Annotated in this window: 12 protein-coding genes; 7 read left to right on the top strand and 5 right to left on the bottom strand. The window is 64.7% G+C overall.

The window, feature by feature from the left end; translation table 11 throughout:
* Positions 1-4: 4 nt before the first annotated feature.
* Together U5822_RS06410 and U5822_RS06405 are read left to right on the top strand one after the other, a co-directional pair.
* On the top strand, positions 5-271 hold the full coding sequence (locus U5822_RS06410; RefSeq protein ID WP_322854798.1) for a DUF1127 domain-containing protein: 267 nt from the start codon (positions 5-7) through the stop codon (positions 269-271).
* 15 nt (positions 272-286) lie between these two features.
* Complete coding sequence (locus tag U5822_RS06405; protein WP_322854797.1) at positions 287-1,000, top strand: glutathione S-transferase family protein; 714 nt, start codon at positions 287-289, stop codon at positions 998-1,000.
* On the opposite strand, the gene U5822_RS06400 is transcribed toward U5822_RS06405, so the two are convergent.
* The 4 genes from U5822_RS06400 to U5822_RS06385 all read right to left on the bottom strand — a co-directional run bounded on the left by U5822_RS06400 (position 962) and on the right by U5822_RS06385 (position 5,066).
* On the bottom strand, positions 962-2,455 hold the full coding sequence (locus U5822_RS06400; protein WP_322854796.1) for a helicase HerA-like domain-containing protein: 1,494 nt from the start codon (positions 2,453-2,455) through the stop codon (positions 962-964). The genes U5822_RS06405 and U5822_RS06400 overlap by 39 nt on opposite strands.
* 76 nt (positions 2,456-2,531) lie before the next feature.
* Entirely contained in the window at positions 2,532-3,632 is a 1,101-nt protein-coding gene (locus tag U5822_RS06395) for a mandelate racemase/muconate lactonizing enzyme family protein (RefSeq protein WP_322854795.1), read from the bottom strand.
* A 64-nt stretch (positions 3,633-3,696) separates the two neighbouring features.
* The gene (locus U5822_RS06390; RefSeq protein WP_322854794.1) at positions 3,697-3,954 is read right to left on the bottom strand and encodes a hypothetical protein; all 258 of its coding nucleotides are present in this window, start codon (positions 3,952-3,954) and stop codon (positions 3,697-3,699) included.
* A complete protein-coding gene (locus tag U5822_RS06385) occupies positions 3,951-5,066 on the bottom strand; it encodes a GGDEF domain-containing protein (protein WP_322854793.1) in 1,116 nt (371 codons plus the stop codon). Before U5822_RS06385 ends, U5822_RS06390 begins: the two co-directional genes overlap by 4 nt.
* Positions 5,067-5,228: 162 nt before the next feature.
* On the opposite strand from U5822_RS06385, the gene U5822_RS06380 reads away from it, so the two are divergent.
* From U5822_RS06380 to U5822_RS06360, 5 genes are all read left to right on the top strand, one after another.
* Complete coding sequence (locus tag U5822_RS06380; protein ID WP_322854792.1) at positions 5,229-6,365, top strand: hypothetical protein; 1,137 nt, start codon at positions 5,229-5,231, stop codon at positions 6,363-6,365.
* Positions 6,366-6,511: 146 nt separating this feature from the next.
* Positions 6,512-6,688, top strand: coding sequence for a DUF2897 family protein (locus tag U5822_RS06375; RefSeq protein WP_322854791.1), 177 nt, complete (start codon positions 6,512-6,514; stop codon positions 6,686-6,688).
* Positions 6,689-6,956: 268 nt separating this feature from the next.
* Positions 6,957-9,476 (top strand): EAL domain-containing protein, encoded by a 2,520-nt coding sequence (locus U5822_RS06370; RefSeq protein ID WP_322854790.1) that lies wholly within the window; start codon positions 6,957-6,959, stop codon positions 9,474-9,476.
* A 110-nt stretch (positions 9,477-9,586) separates the two neighbouring features.
* Entirely contained in the window at positions 9,587-11,401 is a 1,815-nt protein-coding gene (locus U5822_RS06365) for a diguanylate cyclase (RefSeq protein WP_322854789.1), read from the top strand.
* 115 nt (positions 11,402-11,516) lie between these two features.
* On the top strand, positions 11,517-13,613 hold the full coding sequence (locus tag U5822_RS06360; protein ID WP_322854788.1) for a molybdopterin-dependent oxidoreductase: 2,097 nt from the start codon (positions 11,517-11,519) through the stop codon (positions 13,611-13,613).
* Here U5822_RS06360 and U5822_RS06355 read toward each other — a convergent pair.
* Positions 13,579-14,679, bottom strand: coding sequence for a calcium/sodium antiporter (locus U5822_RS06355; RefSeq protein WP_322854787.1), 1,101 nt, complete (start codon positions 14,677-14,679; stop codon positions 13,579-13,581). The two genes, U5822_RS06360 and U5822_RS06355, sit on opposite strands and share 35 nt — an antisense overlap.
* Positions 14,680-14,705 lie beyond the last annotated feature (26 nt).

The raw sequence follows: 14,705 nt of genomic DNA, 5'->3' as shown, positions 1-14,705 counted from the left end.
GACAATGACTAGCCCCAGCAGCTTCAACACCACCCTGGCCCAAGACTCTTTTGACACCGTGTGCCAGACTCTCAACGACTGCCAGACTCGGCACCTGGCCCGGCGGCGGAAACTGATCGCCCTGCTGCGCCAGTGGTGGCTGCGGGCCCGCCAGCGGGCCTCGCTGCGCCGCCAACTGATGGAAATGGACGTGGCGCTGATCGAGCGGGACATCGGCGTGCCGTCCGGCAGCCTGCAGGAAGAAGCCAGCAAACCCTTCTGGCGCGACTGACCAAGGAGACCATGGATGACCACGCTGACCATTGCCAACAAGAACTACTCGTCCTGGTCCCTGCGGCCCTGGCTGCTGATGACCGAACTGGGGATTCGCTTCCGGGAGCGGTTGCTGCCCTTCGGCGACGAGGCCACCTGGACGGCATTCCGAGCCGAGGACGGCAGCGGCAAGGTGCCGGCACTGGCAGACGGGGCGGTGACGGTCTGGGATTCCCTGGCCATCATTGAGCACCTGGCCGAGCAGTACCCGGCGGTCTGGCCCCAGGACCCGGTCGCCCGGGCCTGGGCCCGCAGCGCCTGCGCCGAGATGCATTCCGGCTTCCAGGCGCTGCGCGACCTGTGTTCCATGAACATCGCCATCACCGTGCGCCTGACCAGCCTGCCCCAGGCTCTGGAGAAGGACATCCAGCGCATCACCAGCCTCTGGCACCAGGGCCTGGAACGGTTTGGCGGCCCCTACCTGGCCGGTGACCGCTTCACCGCGGTGGACGCCTTCTTCGCGCCGGTGGTGTTCCGGTTCAACACCTACGGTCTGAGCCGCAGTCCGGTCATGGCCGACTACATCAACCGCATGCTGGCCCAGCCCGGCATGCAGGCCTGGGCCGAGGCGGCGCTGCGGGAACCCTGGCAAGACCCCAGCCACGAGGCTGAGTGCCTGCACATCGGGGAGCTGGTGGAAGACCGCCGGTCAGCGTCGGCGCGACCCGCCGAGGATGCCGCCGAGTAGCCCCCGGAGAATCTGCCGCCCCAGCTGGCTGCCCACCGACCGGGCCGCGGATTTTGCCATGGCCTCCACCAGTCCCTGGCGCCGGCCCTTGCCCCAGAGCAGCTCGGACAGCGCGCTGCTTTCCGGCGCCTCGGCGGTGGCCAGGGCCGATGGGGCCTGCGACTCGGCAGCCTCCACGGCCTGCTCGGCACGGCGGGCCAGGATTTCATGGGCCGACTCGCGGTTGACGGGGGTATCGTAGCGGGCGCCCACCGGGCTGCGACTGCGCACCTCAGCCCGCTCCTCGTCGGTAATCGCGCCCATGCGACACCGGGGCGGTGCAATCCGGGTGCGCTCCACCGGCAAGGGCACGCCCTTGTCCTGCAACGTCGACACCAGGGCCTCGCCCACGCCCAACTCGGAGATGACCTGGGCGACATGCAGCCCGGGATTGGCCGCAAAGGTTTCGGCTGCGGTCCGGACCGCTTTCTGATCCCTGGGGGTAAAGGCCCGAAGCGCGTGCTGGAAGCGGTTACCCAGCTGGCCCAGCACCTCACCGGGCAGATCGTCCGGAAACTGGGAACAGAAATAGACCCCCACGCCCTTGGACCGGATCAGGCGCACCACCTGCTCGACCCGTTTCACCAGGATCGGCGGGGCGTCGTCAAACAGCAGGTGCGCCTCATCGAAGAAAAACACCAGCCCGGGTTTCTCCGGGTCACCCACTTCCGGCAGGTTTTCGAACAGCTCGGACAGCAACCACAGCAGAAAACTGGAGTACAGACGCGGCTTCAGGATCAGCTGATTGGCGGCGAACACGTTGATGATGCCCCGGCCACTGAGGTCGGTGGTCATGAAGTCGTTCAGATCCAGCGCCGGCTCGCCAAACATCCGGTCACCGCCCTCCCGCTCCAGGGCCAGCAGCGCCCGCTGGATCGCCGCCACCGACTGGGGACTGACCAGGCCGTACGCCTTGGAGATCGCCTTGCGCGTCTCGGTGACCAGCCCCAGCAACGCCCGCAGATCCTCCAGGTCCAGCAACAGCAGGCCCTGGTCATCCGCCAACCGGAACACCACCTCCAGCACCCCGGTCTGGGTCTCGTTCAGTTCCAGCACCCGGGCCAGCAGGTTGGGCCCCATCTCGCTGATGGTGGTGCGCACCGGATGACCCAGGCTGCCGTACAGGTCCCAGAACACCACCGGACTGGCTTCGTTGCCATAGCCCTGCACGCCCAGCTCCGCGGCGCGCTGGAACAGGCGATCACTGGCCTCGCCGGGCTGCGACAGCCCGGCGACATCGCCTTTCACATCGGCGATAAAGACCGGAACGCCCATGCGGGAGAAGCCCTCGGCCAACACCATCATGGTGACGGTCTTGCCAGTGCCGGTCGCGCCGGCAATCAGGCCATGGCGATTGCCGAATGGCCCCAACAGGTGAACGGGCTGGTCGCCCTTGCCTACCAAGATCTTGTGCACCGGAAAGGCCCTCCCTGGAGGCGCTGTCCCCGCAGCGCCTTACCAGCAGTATAGTCGTCGTCAGCCCGACCGAAGCCTACTCGTAGACGTCGTGCAGGGTCAGCGCTTTGAAGTCCGGAGTGACGCCCAGTCCGGGCCGGTCGCTCAGGGTCATCCGGCCGGCGGAGACCTCCGGCGCCCCGTCCGCCAGCTGCACGGTGTTGTAGTTGTGCAGGTCGGTGGTGTTGAGCAGGACCCGGGACGGGGTACTGGCCGCCAGATGGGCGAAGGCGGCGGTGGCAATGCCGCTGCCCCAGGCGTCTTCGATGGTCAGGGCAATGCCGGCGTCGACACACAGGTCGCGAATGACCCGGGACGGCGTCAGGCCGCCAAACTTGCTGACCTTGAGCGCCATGGCATCCATGGCGTCGTCCTCGATGGCGCGCCGAACCTCGGCCAGGCAGGTCAGGCTTTCATCCAGCTTGATCGGATGCCGGGTCCGGCGTCGGACCGATCGGCATTCCTGGTAGCTGCGGCAGGGCTGCTCCAGATACAGGTCCACCCCCTCGACCGCCCGGGAGAACTGCAGGGCCTGATCGACCCGCCAGCCCCCGTTGATGTCGCCCACCCAGATTTCGTAGGGCGATTTCTTGCGACTCAGGGCCTGCACCAGCTCGATGTCCTCGACCACCCGGTGACCCAGTTTGAACTGGATGTGGCGGAACCCCTCGGCCCGGAACCGGGCCAGCGACGCTTCCATGTCCGCCGGCTCGTCCAGGGGGACAATCCGGTGCAGCGGCAGCGAGGGCGTCAGCAGGCCACCCAGGAGGGTGTAGACCGGCAGGCCGGCGGCCTTGCCCAGCAGATCCCAGCAGGCAATATCGATGGCCGCCTTGGCCACCGGCTGGCCCGCCAGGGCCTGGTCCATGCGTTCGTGCAGGCGGGTGATGTGACAGGGGTCCTCACCGAGCACCACGGCAGCCAGCATGGCCAGACAGGATGGCAGGCCCTCGGCGAACGCCGGCATGTAGTTGGGGCCGCAGGGGCAGACCTCGCCGTAGCCCATGAGCCCGGTGTCGGTGGTCAGTACCACCACGGTGCTGGTGAACGCCTGGTGTGAACGACCACCGGCGAACGCGTACGCCTTGCCGGCGTACGGCAGTGTCGCGGTGTACACCGCCATGCTCTCGATGCGCATAACCCGCCTCCCCTGGCCGGTTCTGTCTACCTTGAGCATAGACCGGCCAGACCGCCGGCGCCCGCTAGCGGCGGGGATGAACCGGGTTGGCGTAGCCGTCGCCCTTGACGCCCAACCGGTCCAGATAGACGTGCAGTTCAGCCTCACTGAGGTCGACGTACTCCAGCACCCGGCCGTAGAGCATGGCCGTGGGCACATTGCGGCCCTGCAGTTCCTGCTGGGTCTGGTGGAGGACATAGAGGATCACCCGCTCGGTGCGGGTCAGACCGTCCCGGACGTCAGGGGTGTGGTCAAGGACGGCCTGCCACTGCTCGGGGGTCACGACGCCACTCCCGCATCGCGGGCGACTGCCAGCGGCGCCCGGTCATGGTCGGCCGAGGCGGCGAAAACGTAGGTAGCGCGACCGCCATGCTTGGCCTGATACAGCGCCTCATCGGCGCAGTGAATGACGTGGTTCAGGGAACTGAAGTCGGATGCCGATCCCTGGCAGATCCCAATGGAACAACTGAGAGTGCAGCCACCGGGACTGCCCTCGTTTGCCAGCGCCTGCGCTTGCCAGCCCCTGAGAATTTCCTCCGCACGTGCGCGGCACTCGGGCTCGCTCATGCCGGGCGCCACCACCAAGAACTCCTCGCCCCCGTAGCGGCCAAGTACATCGGTCTGGCGCCGGAACACCGATCGCAACAGATCCGCCTGAATGCGGATCGCCCGATCGCCCTGCTGATGCCCGTAGCGGTCGTTGAACTGCTTGAAAAAATCCAGGTCCAGCATAAACACCGCCACCGGCTGCTCAGAGCGCTGCAACACAGCGAACAGTGTTTCCGATTCACTCATCAGGGCGCGTCGATTCGAGAGACCGGTCAGCGCGTCGGTGGTGCTCAAGCGGACCAATTCCTCGTTGGCGGCCTGTAATTGCCCCAGCAGGTAATCCAGTCGATGCCGGCCGATCACGCCAATGAACAGGGAGGCCAGCACAAAGCCGGCACTGATCAGGGTGAAATTCCCGTACACCGGATGCGCCACCATCAACGCCGAAAAGCCCACTGAGCTAAACAGCATCAGCGCAACGGCGTAGCGAAACGCCATGCCGAGCACGAAAAAGCCAAAGAAGGCGTAGAGCAGAGTGCCCTCGTAGGGAAAGCTGAAGCCGGCACGCGCCCAGCACAGGTAAATCAGGTAGTAATTCGCGTAAGTCAGCGCCATGACGGTCAGCAGAAACGCGGGCTGGCGAAATTCAGGGAATCGGGGGTGAAAAGTGAACGCGAGCAGGGCAACCACCAGGGGCAGCTGAACAAACAGGCGATTGGTCAGGTACGCCGCCTCCAGTTCGACCGGCAACAGCTCCAGATCACCGATCATGAACAGGGCTATCAGCACGCCGCCAATCGTAATAAACAGACGCACGCGGGCAGTTTCGCTCAGGGATGCTTTCATGAAGGACAGCGCACTATGTGTATTTCCTAATCATATCACCAACCATAGACCCCCTCGGATCAAAGGCGAAAAATTGACAATAATTCACAGTTTTTTAGACAAACTTTTGCTAGCTTCCAGGTGCCCAACCAAACGCAAACAATAACAATGGACACAAAAACAATGATGAAACCGGCACAATGGGCGCTGATCGCGCTTTTTACCCTTTTTTCTTTATCCACCCACGCCGCCGACACCCTCGACTACGGCCTCTACTGGTTTGACGGCAACAACACCTCGGTGAAAGCCGTGGAGGCGGACGGCACCGTCAACACCGTGCCCCTGTCCTACTACGACCCGTCCAAGCCCACCATCGTGCACTTCCACGGCTGGCAGCCGGGTTCGGCCACCCGAGGCAATGGATACGACCGGGAAGATTTTCGGTTCGTTTGGGGCAGTGAAGATGTGATCACTTCCACCGCCTGGAAGAACCAGGGCTGGAACATCGCCTACTTCTACTGGGACCAGTTTGCCGACGAATCCGAAGTGAAGGACGCGGAAGCCAAGATGTGGAGCGCCACCGGCCCGCGCGGCATGCGCTACCGCCTGAGCGACGGCAGCTACAGCACCCAGCACTCACCCAGCAAATCCGTGGGCCAGATTGCCTTTGAGCAGGTGACCGCGGCCCTGGCCGGCAACACCTCCTCCTACCTGCGGCTGTCCGGTCATTCCCTGGGCAACCAGCTCGCCACCATCGTGGCCAGCAAGATCAGCGACGCCGTCTACGCCGGCGACGTCGGCACCAACGTGCTGGTGGACCGCCTGGAGCTGCTGGACCCGTTCTGGTCCCAGGACGGCAAGGGCTACCTGGGCGATGCCAATGGCGACGGCGCCAACGACTGGGTCGGCGAGCGCACCCGCTGGACCATCGAGGAGCTGATCCAGCGCCACAACACCCCGGTGACCTGGTACAAATCCTCCGGCATCCAGGACGTCTGGATCGGCGACCGGAACACCGCCCTCGAGGGCATCGTCAGCTTTATCCACAACCGGTTCTGGTATCTGGCCTCCGGTGACTACGTCAACAAGCACAACCACGTGGTGCCCTGGTACTTCCGCTCCATGGCCTCCGCCGCCCCGGAGGAAGTCACCATCAACTGGCGCAACCAGCGCATCCCCACCGGCCTGGATGCCGCCAGCGCCGCCACCGCGGACAGTCGCATCGGCGCCATGATGGGCGACACCTACCACTGGGATCAGGTGGAGGGCCGCTACACCGCCGACCCGCAGGACGACCAGTTCGAACGCAAGAACTACTGAGTACACCCGATCCTACCCAGGCACAAAAACCGCGGCCCAGGGTCGCGGTTTTTTTGTGCCCGGATCACCATCACCGGGATCGGCCGGTTGCCTGCACCGACCTGCCTGGGCCACTATCAAAAGACAGCCTGCATGGGAGTACAGCAATGCCCACCATTGGATGGATCTTCCTGATCCTCGCCCTGGCCCTGATCGTCGGTGGCCTGATGATCCTGCGGGATTCGGCCCACAGCATGAAGATTTCCGACGAGAAGATGAAAAAGATCCGGGAGCGCCAAAAGGAACTTGAGGCCCAGGACAACGAGGACGACGACTGGAAATGATGTCGCCGACGAGCACAGAGGCGGGTTTGGCTTGCACAACAACCTGTTAGCAGCCTGTACACATTTTTCTACAGAAAACTGATTCAGATCTGCCGCCAACGGGCGATACGATTGGAAGCTGTTGCATTGAAAAATAACAACTAGAGCCTGAGGCCGGACATTCGTTGGTAAGCCACCTGTGATCCTAACCAAAGCTTTGCGTGTCACCGTTATCCTCTTGTGTGTGTTTGCCTGCAGTATTGCACAGGCCGAGACGCAGCCAATCACCGTGGCCGACGAGTCCCCCATCGAGTCTCGTTTCGAATTCTGGGAGGATCCCAGCGCCCAGGCCGGACTGGCCGATGTGCTTGCCCTGCCCGACAGTGACTGGCGCCCGCGAGATTCCGGCAGTGCCTCCTTCGGAATGACGCCCTCGGCCTACTGGTTACGCGTCGCCGTGCGCAATGGCACCCCGCAACAACTCAACCTGATTGCCGAACTGGCCTACTCCCAGCTGGACGACGTGGTGTTCCACGTTTTCGACGGCCAGTCCCGGGTGCACCGGTTCGCCACCGGCGATACCCGACCGTTCTATCCACGCGAGGTGGAGCACCCACACATGCTGCTGCGTTTCGCCCTGGCGCCCCAGCAGACCAAGACCCTGTACGTGCGGGTGGAAACCGCCGGGCCAATGATCCTGCCACTGAAGATCTGGCGCGAGAACCAGTTCTTCGGCGCCGCCTCCAACGAACAGAAACTGCATTTCTTCTACTACGGCTGCCTGGTGGTGATCGTGCTGATCAACCTGGCGGTGTTCCTCACCCTGCGGGAACGGCTGTACCTGTATTACGCCCTGGCGATTTCCGGGTACCTGCTGTTCTTTGCCTCCAGTGAGGGCTACAGCTTCCAGTTGCTGTACCCGGACGCGCCCTGGTTGCACGCCCGGGCTCTGCTGGCCTCGATGCCGATCCTGGCGCTGTTCTCGGTGCTGTTCTGCCGGAGTTTCCTGAAGGTGGCCAGCCACAGCCCACGGCTCGACCTGGCCATGCGGGTGATGATCTGCTTCGAGGTGGTCAACTTTGCGGCCGCCCTGACCCTGGACTACAACTTGGCCATGAAGATCTCCGCGTTCTCGGCGCTGGTGTTCTTCTCACTGCTGTTCGTCGCCGGCCCGATCACCTGGGCCGCGGGTGTCCGCGCCGGCGCCTTCTTCACCCTGGCCTGGACGCCGCTGACCATTGGGGTGCTGGCCACCGCCGGCCGGGCCCTGGGCTTCTTCCCGGTCAACTTCATGACCGAATACGCCATGCAGATTGGCTCCGGCCTGGAGGCGTTCATCCTGACGCTGGCCCTGGCCGACCGGCTGTACCAGGAACGGGAAGACAAGATTCAGGCCCAGGCCCACAGCCTGCGTGAGGAAAAGGCCCGCAGCGAAGCCCAGTACCGGTTGACCGAGGCCATGACCCACGATGCGGTGACCGGCCTGCCGAATCGCAACCGGTTCGAGCGCATGGTGAACGAACAGCTTGCCAACCACCCCAATGGCCAGTTCATGGTGGGTGTGGCTCGCATTACCCGGCTCGATGAGATCAATCGTACTCTGGGTCTCACTCGCAGCGAGCGCCTGCTGAAGCGGCTGGCACAGCAGATGACGGAACTGGCCTCGCAGTTGCCCAACGTTCATCACAGTCGGGATGACCTGGGTCGTGTTGAATGCGTGTATCAGCTGTCCGGCGACAGCTTTGGCATTCTGGTTCGGGCAGACCGGACCCAGGATGACTTCAGCCGCTTGAACCAGGCCCTGGCGCTGCTTTCCGAGCCGGTGCCGCTGGATAACCTGGCCATCGAGCTGCACCCGAAATTTGGGGCGTCGCTTTACCCCAATCACGGCACCAATGCCGCCCTGCTGATCCGCAACGCCCACGTGGGCATGGAGATTGCCCCCCGCGGCCCCTACGCCACCGGCTTCTATTCCCGGGACCTGGACATCTACAGTGAGGGCCGGCTGACCCTTATGACCGATCTACGCGAGGCGCTGCGGACCGATCAGACCGATCTCCACTACCAGCCCAAGCTCTGCCTCAGCACCGGCCAGATCATCGGTCTGGAGGCGCTGATCCGCTGGCACCACCCGCACCGGGGCTGGGTTTATCCCTCCGATTTCATTCCGCTGGCGGAGGAAACCGGGGTCATTACCGAGCTGACCCGCTGGGCGGTGACCCGGGGCCTGAGAGACTTGGCCGGCCCACTGGGCCACCTGACCAACCTGGGGCTCTCAATTAATATTTCTGCCCGGGATTTGAGCGCTGCCGGTCTGAAAGAACGGATCGAGACCGTTCTTGGCGAACATAAAATCGAAGCCAGCCGACTGACCCTGGAGCTTACTGAAACCGCCGCCATGGAAGACCCGGAGAAAGGCCTGAAGGCCCTGAATGCCCTGGCCAACATCGGTGTTGGGGTATCCGTTGACGATTTTGGCAGCGGCTACTCGTCGCTGTCCTACCTGAAAGAGCTGCCGGCTACTGAAATCAAGCTCGATCGCGCGCTGATCACCGACGTCTGCAGCAGTGAGAGTTCGCGGGTCATCGTCGAAACCGCCATCAACATGGTGCACGGCCTCGGCTACCGGGTGATTGCCGAAGGGGTGGAAGACGAGGACACCGCCCGGCTGCTCAAGGACCTGGGCTGTGACCACCTTCAGGGTTATTGGCTCTGCCACCCCTTGCCGCTGGCAGACCTGCTAGACTGGCTGTCAGAGCAGGCACCGGCGCGGTCCCGGGAATCCAGAGCCCAATCGCTGATGCGATAGCTGCTCTCGACGGAACCGAGGAAACAGGAGCGGGCGATCGCGCAACACCGATCGCCGGCGCGGATAACAACAGCATAAACCGTTGGGACGGACCCCTGGTTCAGACACTCATGACTGCTAAGACCCCCGCGCTTGTCCGGTACCTTCTGGCCTGCCTCCTGTGCCTGGGTGGCGCCTCCGCGTTGGCCCAATCCCCCGTCGACGTCGGCGCAGACGAACGCGGCACCCAGACCACCGGGCACAGCCAGGTCCTGCACGACCCGGACGGCCACCTGAGCCTGGCCCAGGCCGACGCCGCCCAGGCCGCCGGCAACTTCTCCGCCCTCACCAGCAAAGGCTCCACCGGACTGCAGCCCGGCGCCCATTGGAGCTACGTCCAGCTGCGCAACCCCGGCCCGGACCCCGCGCACCTGCACTTGGAATACGTGGACCACCAGCTGATCGAACTCGACGCCTACAGCCGGCCGCTGGGTACCGGCGACTACGCACCGGTTGCCCGGCTGTCCATGGAACAGCCATTCTCGCACCGGCCGGTGGCCCACAACCGGTTCGTGGTGCCGCTCACGGTGGCGGCCGGGGAAACCCGTGAGCTGCTGGTGCGCTACGGTTCCCGGGAGAGCGGCTACACCTTCCCGGCCCTGCGCATCTGGTCGCCAGAGCACCTGGAAACCCGCCAGCTGCGGGAAACCACCCTGACCGGCTTTCTGTTCGGTGGCTTCTTCCTGATGTCGATCTTTGCCCTGGTCGCCGGGGTGGTCAGCGGCAAGCTGCTGTTCTACGTCTATGCCCTGTACGCGCTGTCCAAGCTCACCTGCTGGAGCACCATCCTCGGCTACACCCATCAATTCGTGCTGCGGGACCAGTTCCACTGGAGCCTGATGTCCATCAGCGGCGCCGTCACCATTGTGCTCGGGCTGCTGTTCGCGCGGCTGTTCCTGCAGACCCGCGCACACACCCCGCGGCTGGACTACCTGCTGCTGGCCATGATCGGCAATGGCGGCCTGCTGCTGATCGCGGCCCTGTTCCAGATCAAGCCCCTGGCCCTGGTCACCATCACCCTGGCACTGCTGCTGTACCCGGTGGTGATCGGTGCCGGCCTGCTGCGCTGGCGCCAGGGCCAGACCGAGGCCGCCATCTTCTCCCTGGCCTGGGGGGTCCTGGTGCTGGGGCTACTGATGCAGGCACTCCGGGACCTTGGTCTGGTGCCGCACACCCCATTCAACTACTACTGGCCACCGGTGGCCTCGTTTACCGAGATGCTCACCATCATGTTCGCCATGGGCTTTCAGATGCGCCGGGTCTACCTGGACAAGAAGGCCGCCGAGCAGCAGTACCGGGAACACCTGGAGCTGTCCAAGGCCCAGCTGGAGGAGGAGGTGCGCCTGCGCACCCGGGAGCTGGAGCAGGCCAAGCTGGTGGCCGAACTGGAGGCCCGGACCGATCCCCTCACCGGTATCCTGAACCGGCGCAGTTTCCTGACCGACGCCGCCGTGCGGGTGAAACTGGCCCGGCGCCAGCGCAAGACCTGCTGCCTGTTCATGTTCGACCTGGACCATTTCAAACGCATCAACGACTCCCTGGGCCACAGCACCGGGGACCAGGTGCTGTGCGCCTTCACCGACACCATCCGCCAGCGCATCCGGGAAACCGACGTGTTTGGCCGGCTGGGAGGCGAGGAGTTTGCCCTGCTGGTGGAGGAACCCAAGGAATCGGTGATTGCCCTGGCCGAGCGGCTGCGCATGGACATTGCCGCCACCCAGGTGCCGGTGAACAACCGGGTGGTCACCATCACCGCCAGCATCGGCCTGGCGTTCACCGAGGGTGAGGCGAGCGTGGAGGAACTGCTGAACCAGGCGGACGAAGCCATGTACCAGGCCAAGCTGGAAGGCCGGAATCGGGTGGTCGAAGCCGGCGTCGCCGGCTGACCGGGATGGCGAGATCCACCAAATTTATGTCATTTATGACCGTCTGATTTTATCCACAGCTGTGCCACACTCGGGTCATCCAACAACGACAACAACCACGACCGAGTCTTTTGCCATGACCGACACCAAGACCCACTACCGCACCTGCAACATCTGCGAGGCCATGTGCGGCCTGGAAATCCAGCATCGGGACGGCGACATCCTGTCCATCAAGGGCGACCGGGAGGATCCGTTCAGCCAGGGCCACATCTGCCCGAAGGCCGTGGCGCTGCAGGATTTCTACCAGGACCCGGACCGGCTGAAAACGCCACTGCGCAAAACCGCCGATGGCTGGCAGGACATCAGCTGGCAGGAGGCGCTGGAGGAAATCGCCACCCGGTTCCGCGGCCTGCAGGCGGCCCATGGCCAGGATGCCGTCGGGGTCTACCTCGGCAACCCCAACGCCCACAACTTCGGCAACGCCATCATGCTGCCGGGCTTCTTCAAGGCCCTGGGTACCAACAACCGCTACAGCTCGGCGTCCGCCGACCAGCTGCCCCACCACGTGGCGGCCAATTACATGCTGGGCGCGGGCATGCTGATCCCGATTCCGGACATCGACCACACCGATTTCATGCTCATCATCGGCGCCAACCCGATTGTCTCCAACGGCAGCCTGATGACCGCGCCGGGGGTGGGCAAGCGCCTGAAGGCCATCCAGCAGCGCGGCGGCAAAGTGGTGGTGGTCGACCCGCGCCGGACCGAAACCGCGAAAAAAGCCGACCAGCACCTGTTCATCCGGCCAGAAACCGACGCCCTGCTGATGCTGGCCCTGGCCCACACCCTGTTCGACGAGCAGCGGGTCACGCTGGGCCATCTGGAGCCCCGCATTGCCGGCCTGGCGGAGCTGGCCGAGGCGGTCAAACTCTACACCCCGGAGGCGGTGGCACCGGCCTGCGGCATCGACGCGGCCACCATCCGCACCCTGGCCCGGGACATGGCTTCGGCCCGGAGCGCGGTCTGCTACAGCCGCATGGGCGCCTCGACCCAGTCCTTCGGCGGCCTGTGCCAGTGGCTGAACAACGTGCTGAACATTTTGACCGGCAACTTCGACCGCCGGGGCGGGGCCATGTTTCCCCAGCCGGCGTTCGATCTGGTGCGCAACAAGAAAGGCAAGCCCAGCTCCTACGGCCGCTACCAGTCCCGGGTGCGCAAGCTGCCCTACTTCAACAACGAATTCCCGGTGGCCACCCTGGCCGACGAGATCCTAACCCCGGGTGAGGGCCAGATTCGCGCCATGATCACCATCGCCGGCAACCCGGTGCTGTCCAGCCCCGACGGCGCGCGCCTGGATCAGGCCTTTGCCAGCCTCGAGTTCATGGTGGCGGTGGACATCTACCTGAACGAGACCACCCGCCATGCCGACATCATCCTGCCGGCCACCACCGGACTGGAGGTGCCGCACTTCGACGTGTTCTTCAACGCCTTCGCGGTGCGCAACACCGCCAAGTATTCCGAGCCCCTGTTCGAGAAAGCGCCGGAGCAGAAGCACGACTGGGAAATCCTGCGCGACCTGGCCCTGCAACTGACCGGACGCGACGACGATGGCACCACCCCGGAGCGAATGCTGGACGCCGGCCTCCGGCACGGTGCCTACGGCAAGGACGGCATGAGCCTGGACCACCTGAAGGCCCATCCGCACGGCGTTGACCTGGGCCCCCTGCAGCCCTGCCTGGAACAACGGCTGCAGACCGAAGACGGGATGATCCAGATCGCACCCCAGCTGTTCCTGGACGATCTGGACCGGCTGGATGGCCTGTTGCAACAGGCGTCAGACCAGGACTATCCGTTCTCGCTGATCAGCCGCCGGCTGCCTCGCAGCCACAACACCTGGACCCAGAACTCGCACCGGCTGGTGAAAGGCAGGAACCCCTGCACGGTACAGATGAGCCAGGGGGACGCCGAACGGCTGGGGCTGAGTGATGGCCAGACCGCCGAGGTGCGGTCGGCCACCGGCAGTATCCGGCTGCCGGTGGAGATCACCGGGGACATGTTCGACGGCGTGATCAGCATTCCCCAGGGCTGGGGCCACAACCGCAGCGACACCGGCATGACCGTCGCCGCCACCCAGCCGGGGGTGAGCATCAACGATGTGACCGATGCCGGCCGGGTCGATGCCCTCACCGGCAACGCCGCGTTCAACGGTCTTCGGGTGGCGGTCCGGGCGGCCTGACGCCCGCGTTCCGGCGCAGCTCCTGCACCGCGATCACCCCCAGGGTGACGACGGTCAACGGAATGACGAAATAGAGCATGACGCTGCTGAACGGCGTCAGGGCGTCGTGGTGGGTCGCCGCCAGCACCAGATAAAGCGTGTAGGCGACGTAGTAGCCCAGCAGCACCACCGCTTCCTGGCGGCTGATGACGCCACCGGTGAACAGGATGGGCAAGCAGGCGAAGGCCACGGCGATCATCACCGGGATGTCGAAGTTCAGGGCGGCGGCGGACACGCCAATGCCCTCAGGCGCAATCAACGCGGTGACCCCGAGCACACCCATGATGTTGAACAGGTTGCTGCCCACCACGTTGCCGACGGCAATGTCCCGTTCGCCCCGGATGGCAGCAACCACCGAGGTCACCACCTCGGGCAGCGAGGTGCCGGCGGCGACCACGGTCAGCCCGATCACCAGCTCGCTGATGCCCAGGGCCTGGGCAAACCGGATGGCGCCATCCACCAGCCAACCGGCGCCCAGCACCAGCAGCACCAGGCCCCCGACCACCAGCAGGACGTTGGTTGGCCAGCGGCCGGTGCCACGCCGGTCCGCCTCGTCCGCGTATTCCCCGGCCACCGCCGGGCTTTCCCGCCGGCTCTGCACGATGGCAAACCCCACATACAGCGCCAGCGCCAGCACCAGCACGGCGCCCTCCACCCGGCCGATGACACCGTTGAGGGCAAACAGCAACACCGTCACCGAGAGCGCAATCATCAGCGGCACATCCAGGCGGATCAGGCGCTGAGACACGGTCAGCGGGGTAATCAGCGCGGTCAGGCCCAGAATGAACAGCACGTTGAAGATGTTACTGCCCACCACGTTGCCCAGGGCGATGCCGGCCTGATCGGCGAACGCCGATTTCACGCTCACCGCCAGCTCCGGCGCACTGGTGCCAAAGGCCACCACCGTGAGGCCGACCACGATCGGGGAAATACCGAACACCGCCGCCAGCCGGGACGCGCCCCGCACCAGCAGCTCGGCCCCCACCACCAGGAACACCAGGCCGGCCACAAACAACATCAACGCCATACTTACCTCCGTGTTGGTTCAACTCG

It is taken from the genome of Marinobacter qingdaonensis (assembly GCF_034555935.1).
Lineage (GTDB): Bacteria > Pseudomonadota > Gammaproteobacteria > Pseudomonadales > Oleiphilaceae > Marinobacter > Marinobacter qingdaonensis.
This window is presented reverse-complemented; position numbering and strand designations above follow the sequence as displayed.

Coding starts and splice junctions, on each gene's coding strand:
- U5822_RS06380 (WP_322854792.1), top strand. CDS start 5,229: ATGATGAAACCGGCACAATGGGCGCTGATCGCGCTTTTTACCCTTTTT.
- U5822_RS06375 (WP_322854791.1), top strand. CDS start 6,512: ATGCCCACCATTGGATGGATCTTCCTGATCCTCGCCCTGGCCCTGATC.
- U5822_RS06385 (WP_322854793.1), bottom strand. CDS start 5,066: ATGAAAGCATCCCTGAGCGAAACTGCCCGCGTGCGTCTGTTTATTACG.
- U5822_RS06360 (WP_322854788.1), top strand. CDS start 11,517: ATGACCGACACCAAGACCCACTACCGCACCTGCAACATCTGCGAGGCC.
- U5822_RS06410 (WP_322854798.1), top strand. CDS start 5: ATGACTAGCCCCAGCAGCTTCAACACCACCCTGGCCCAAGACTCTTTT.
- U5822_RS06355 (WP_322854787.1), bottom strand. CDS start 14,679: ATGGCGTTGATGTTGTTTGTGGCCGGCCTGGTGTTCCTGGTGGTGGGG.
- U5822_RS06365 (WP_322854789.1), top strand. CDS start 9,587: ATGACTGCTAAGACCCCCGCGCTTGTCCGGTACCTTCTGGCCTGCCTC.
- U5822_RS06395 (WP_322854795.1), bottom strand. CDS start 3,632: ATGCGCATCGAGAGCATGGCGGTGTACACCGCGACACTGCCGTACGCC.
- U5822_RS06405 (WP_322854797.1), top strand. CDS start 287: ATGACCACGCTGACCATTGCCAACAAGAACTACTCGTCCTGGTCCCTG.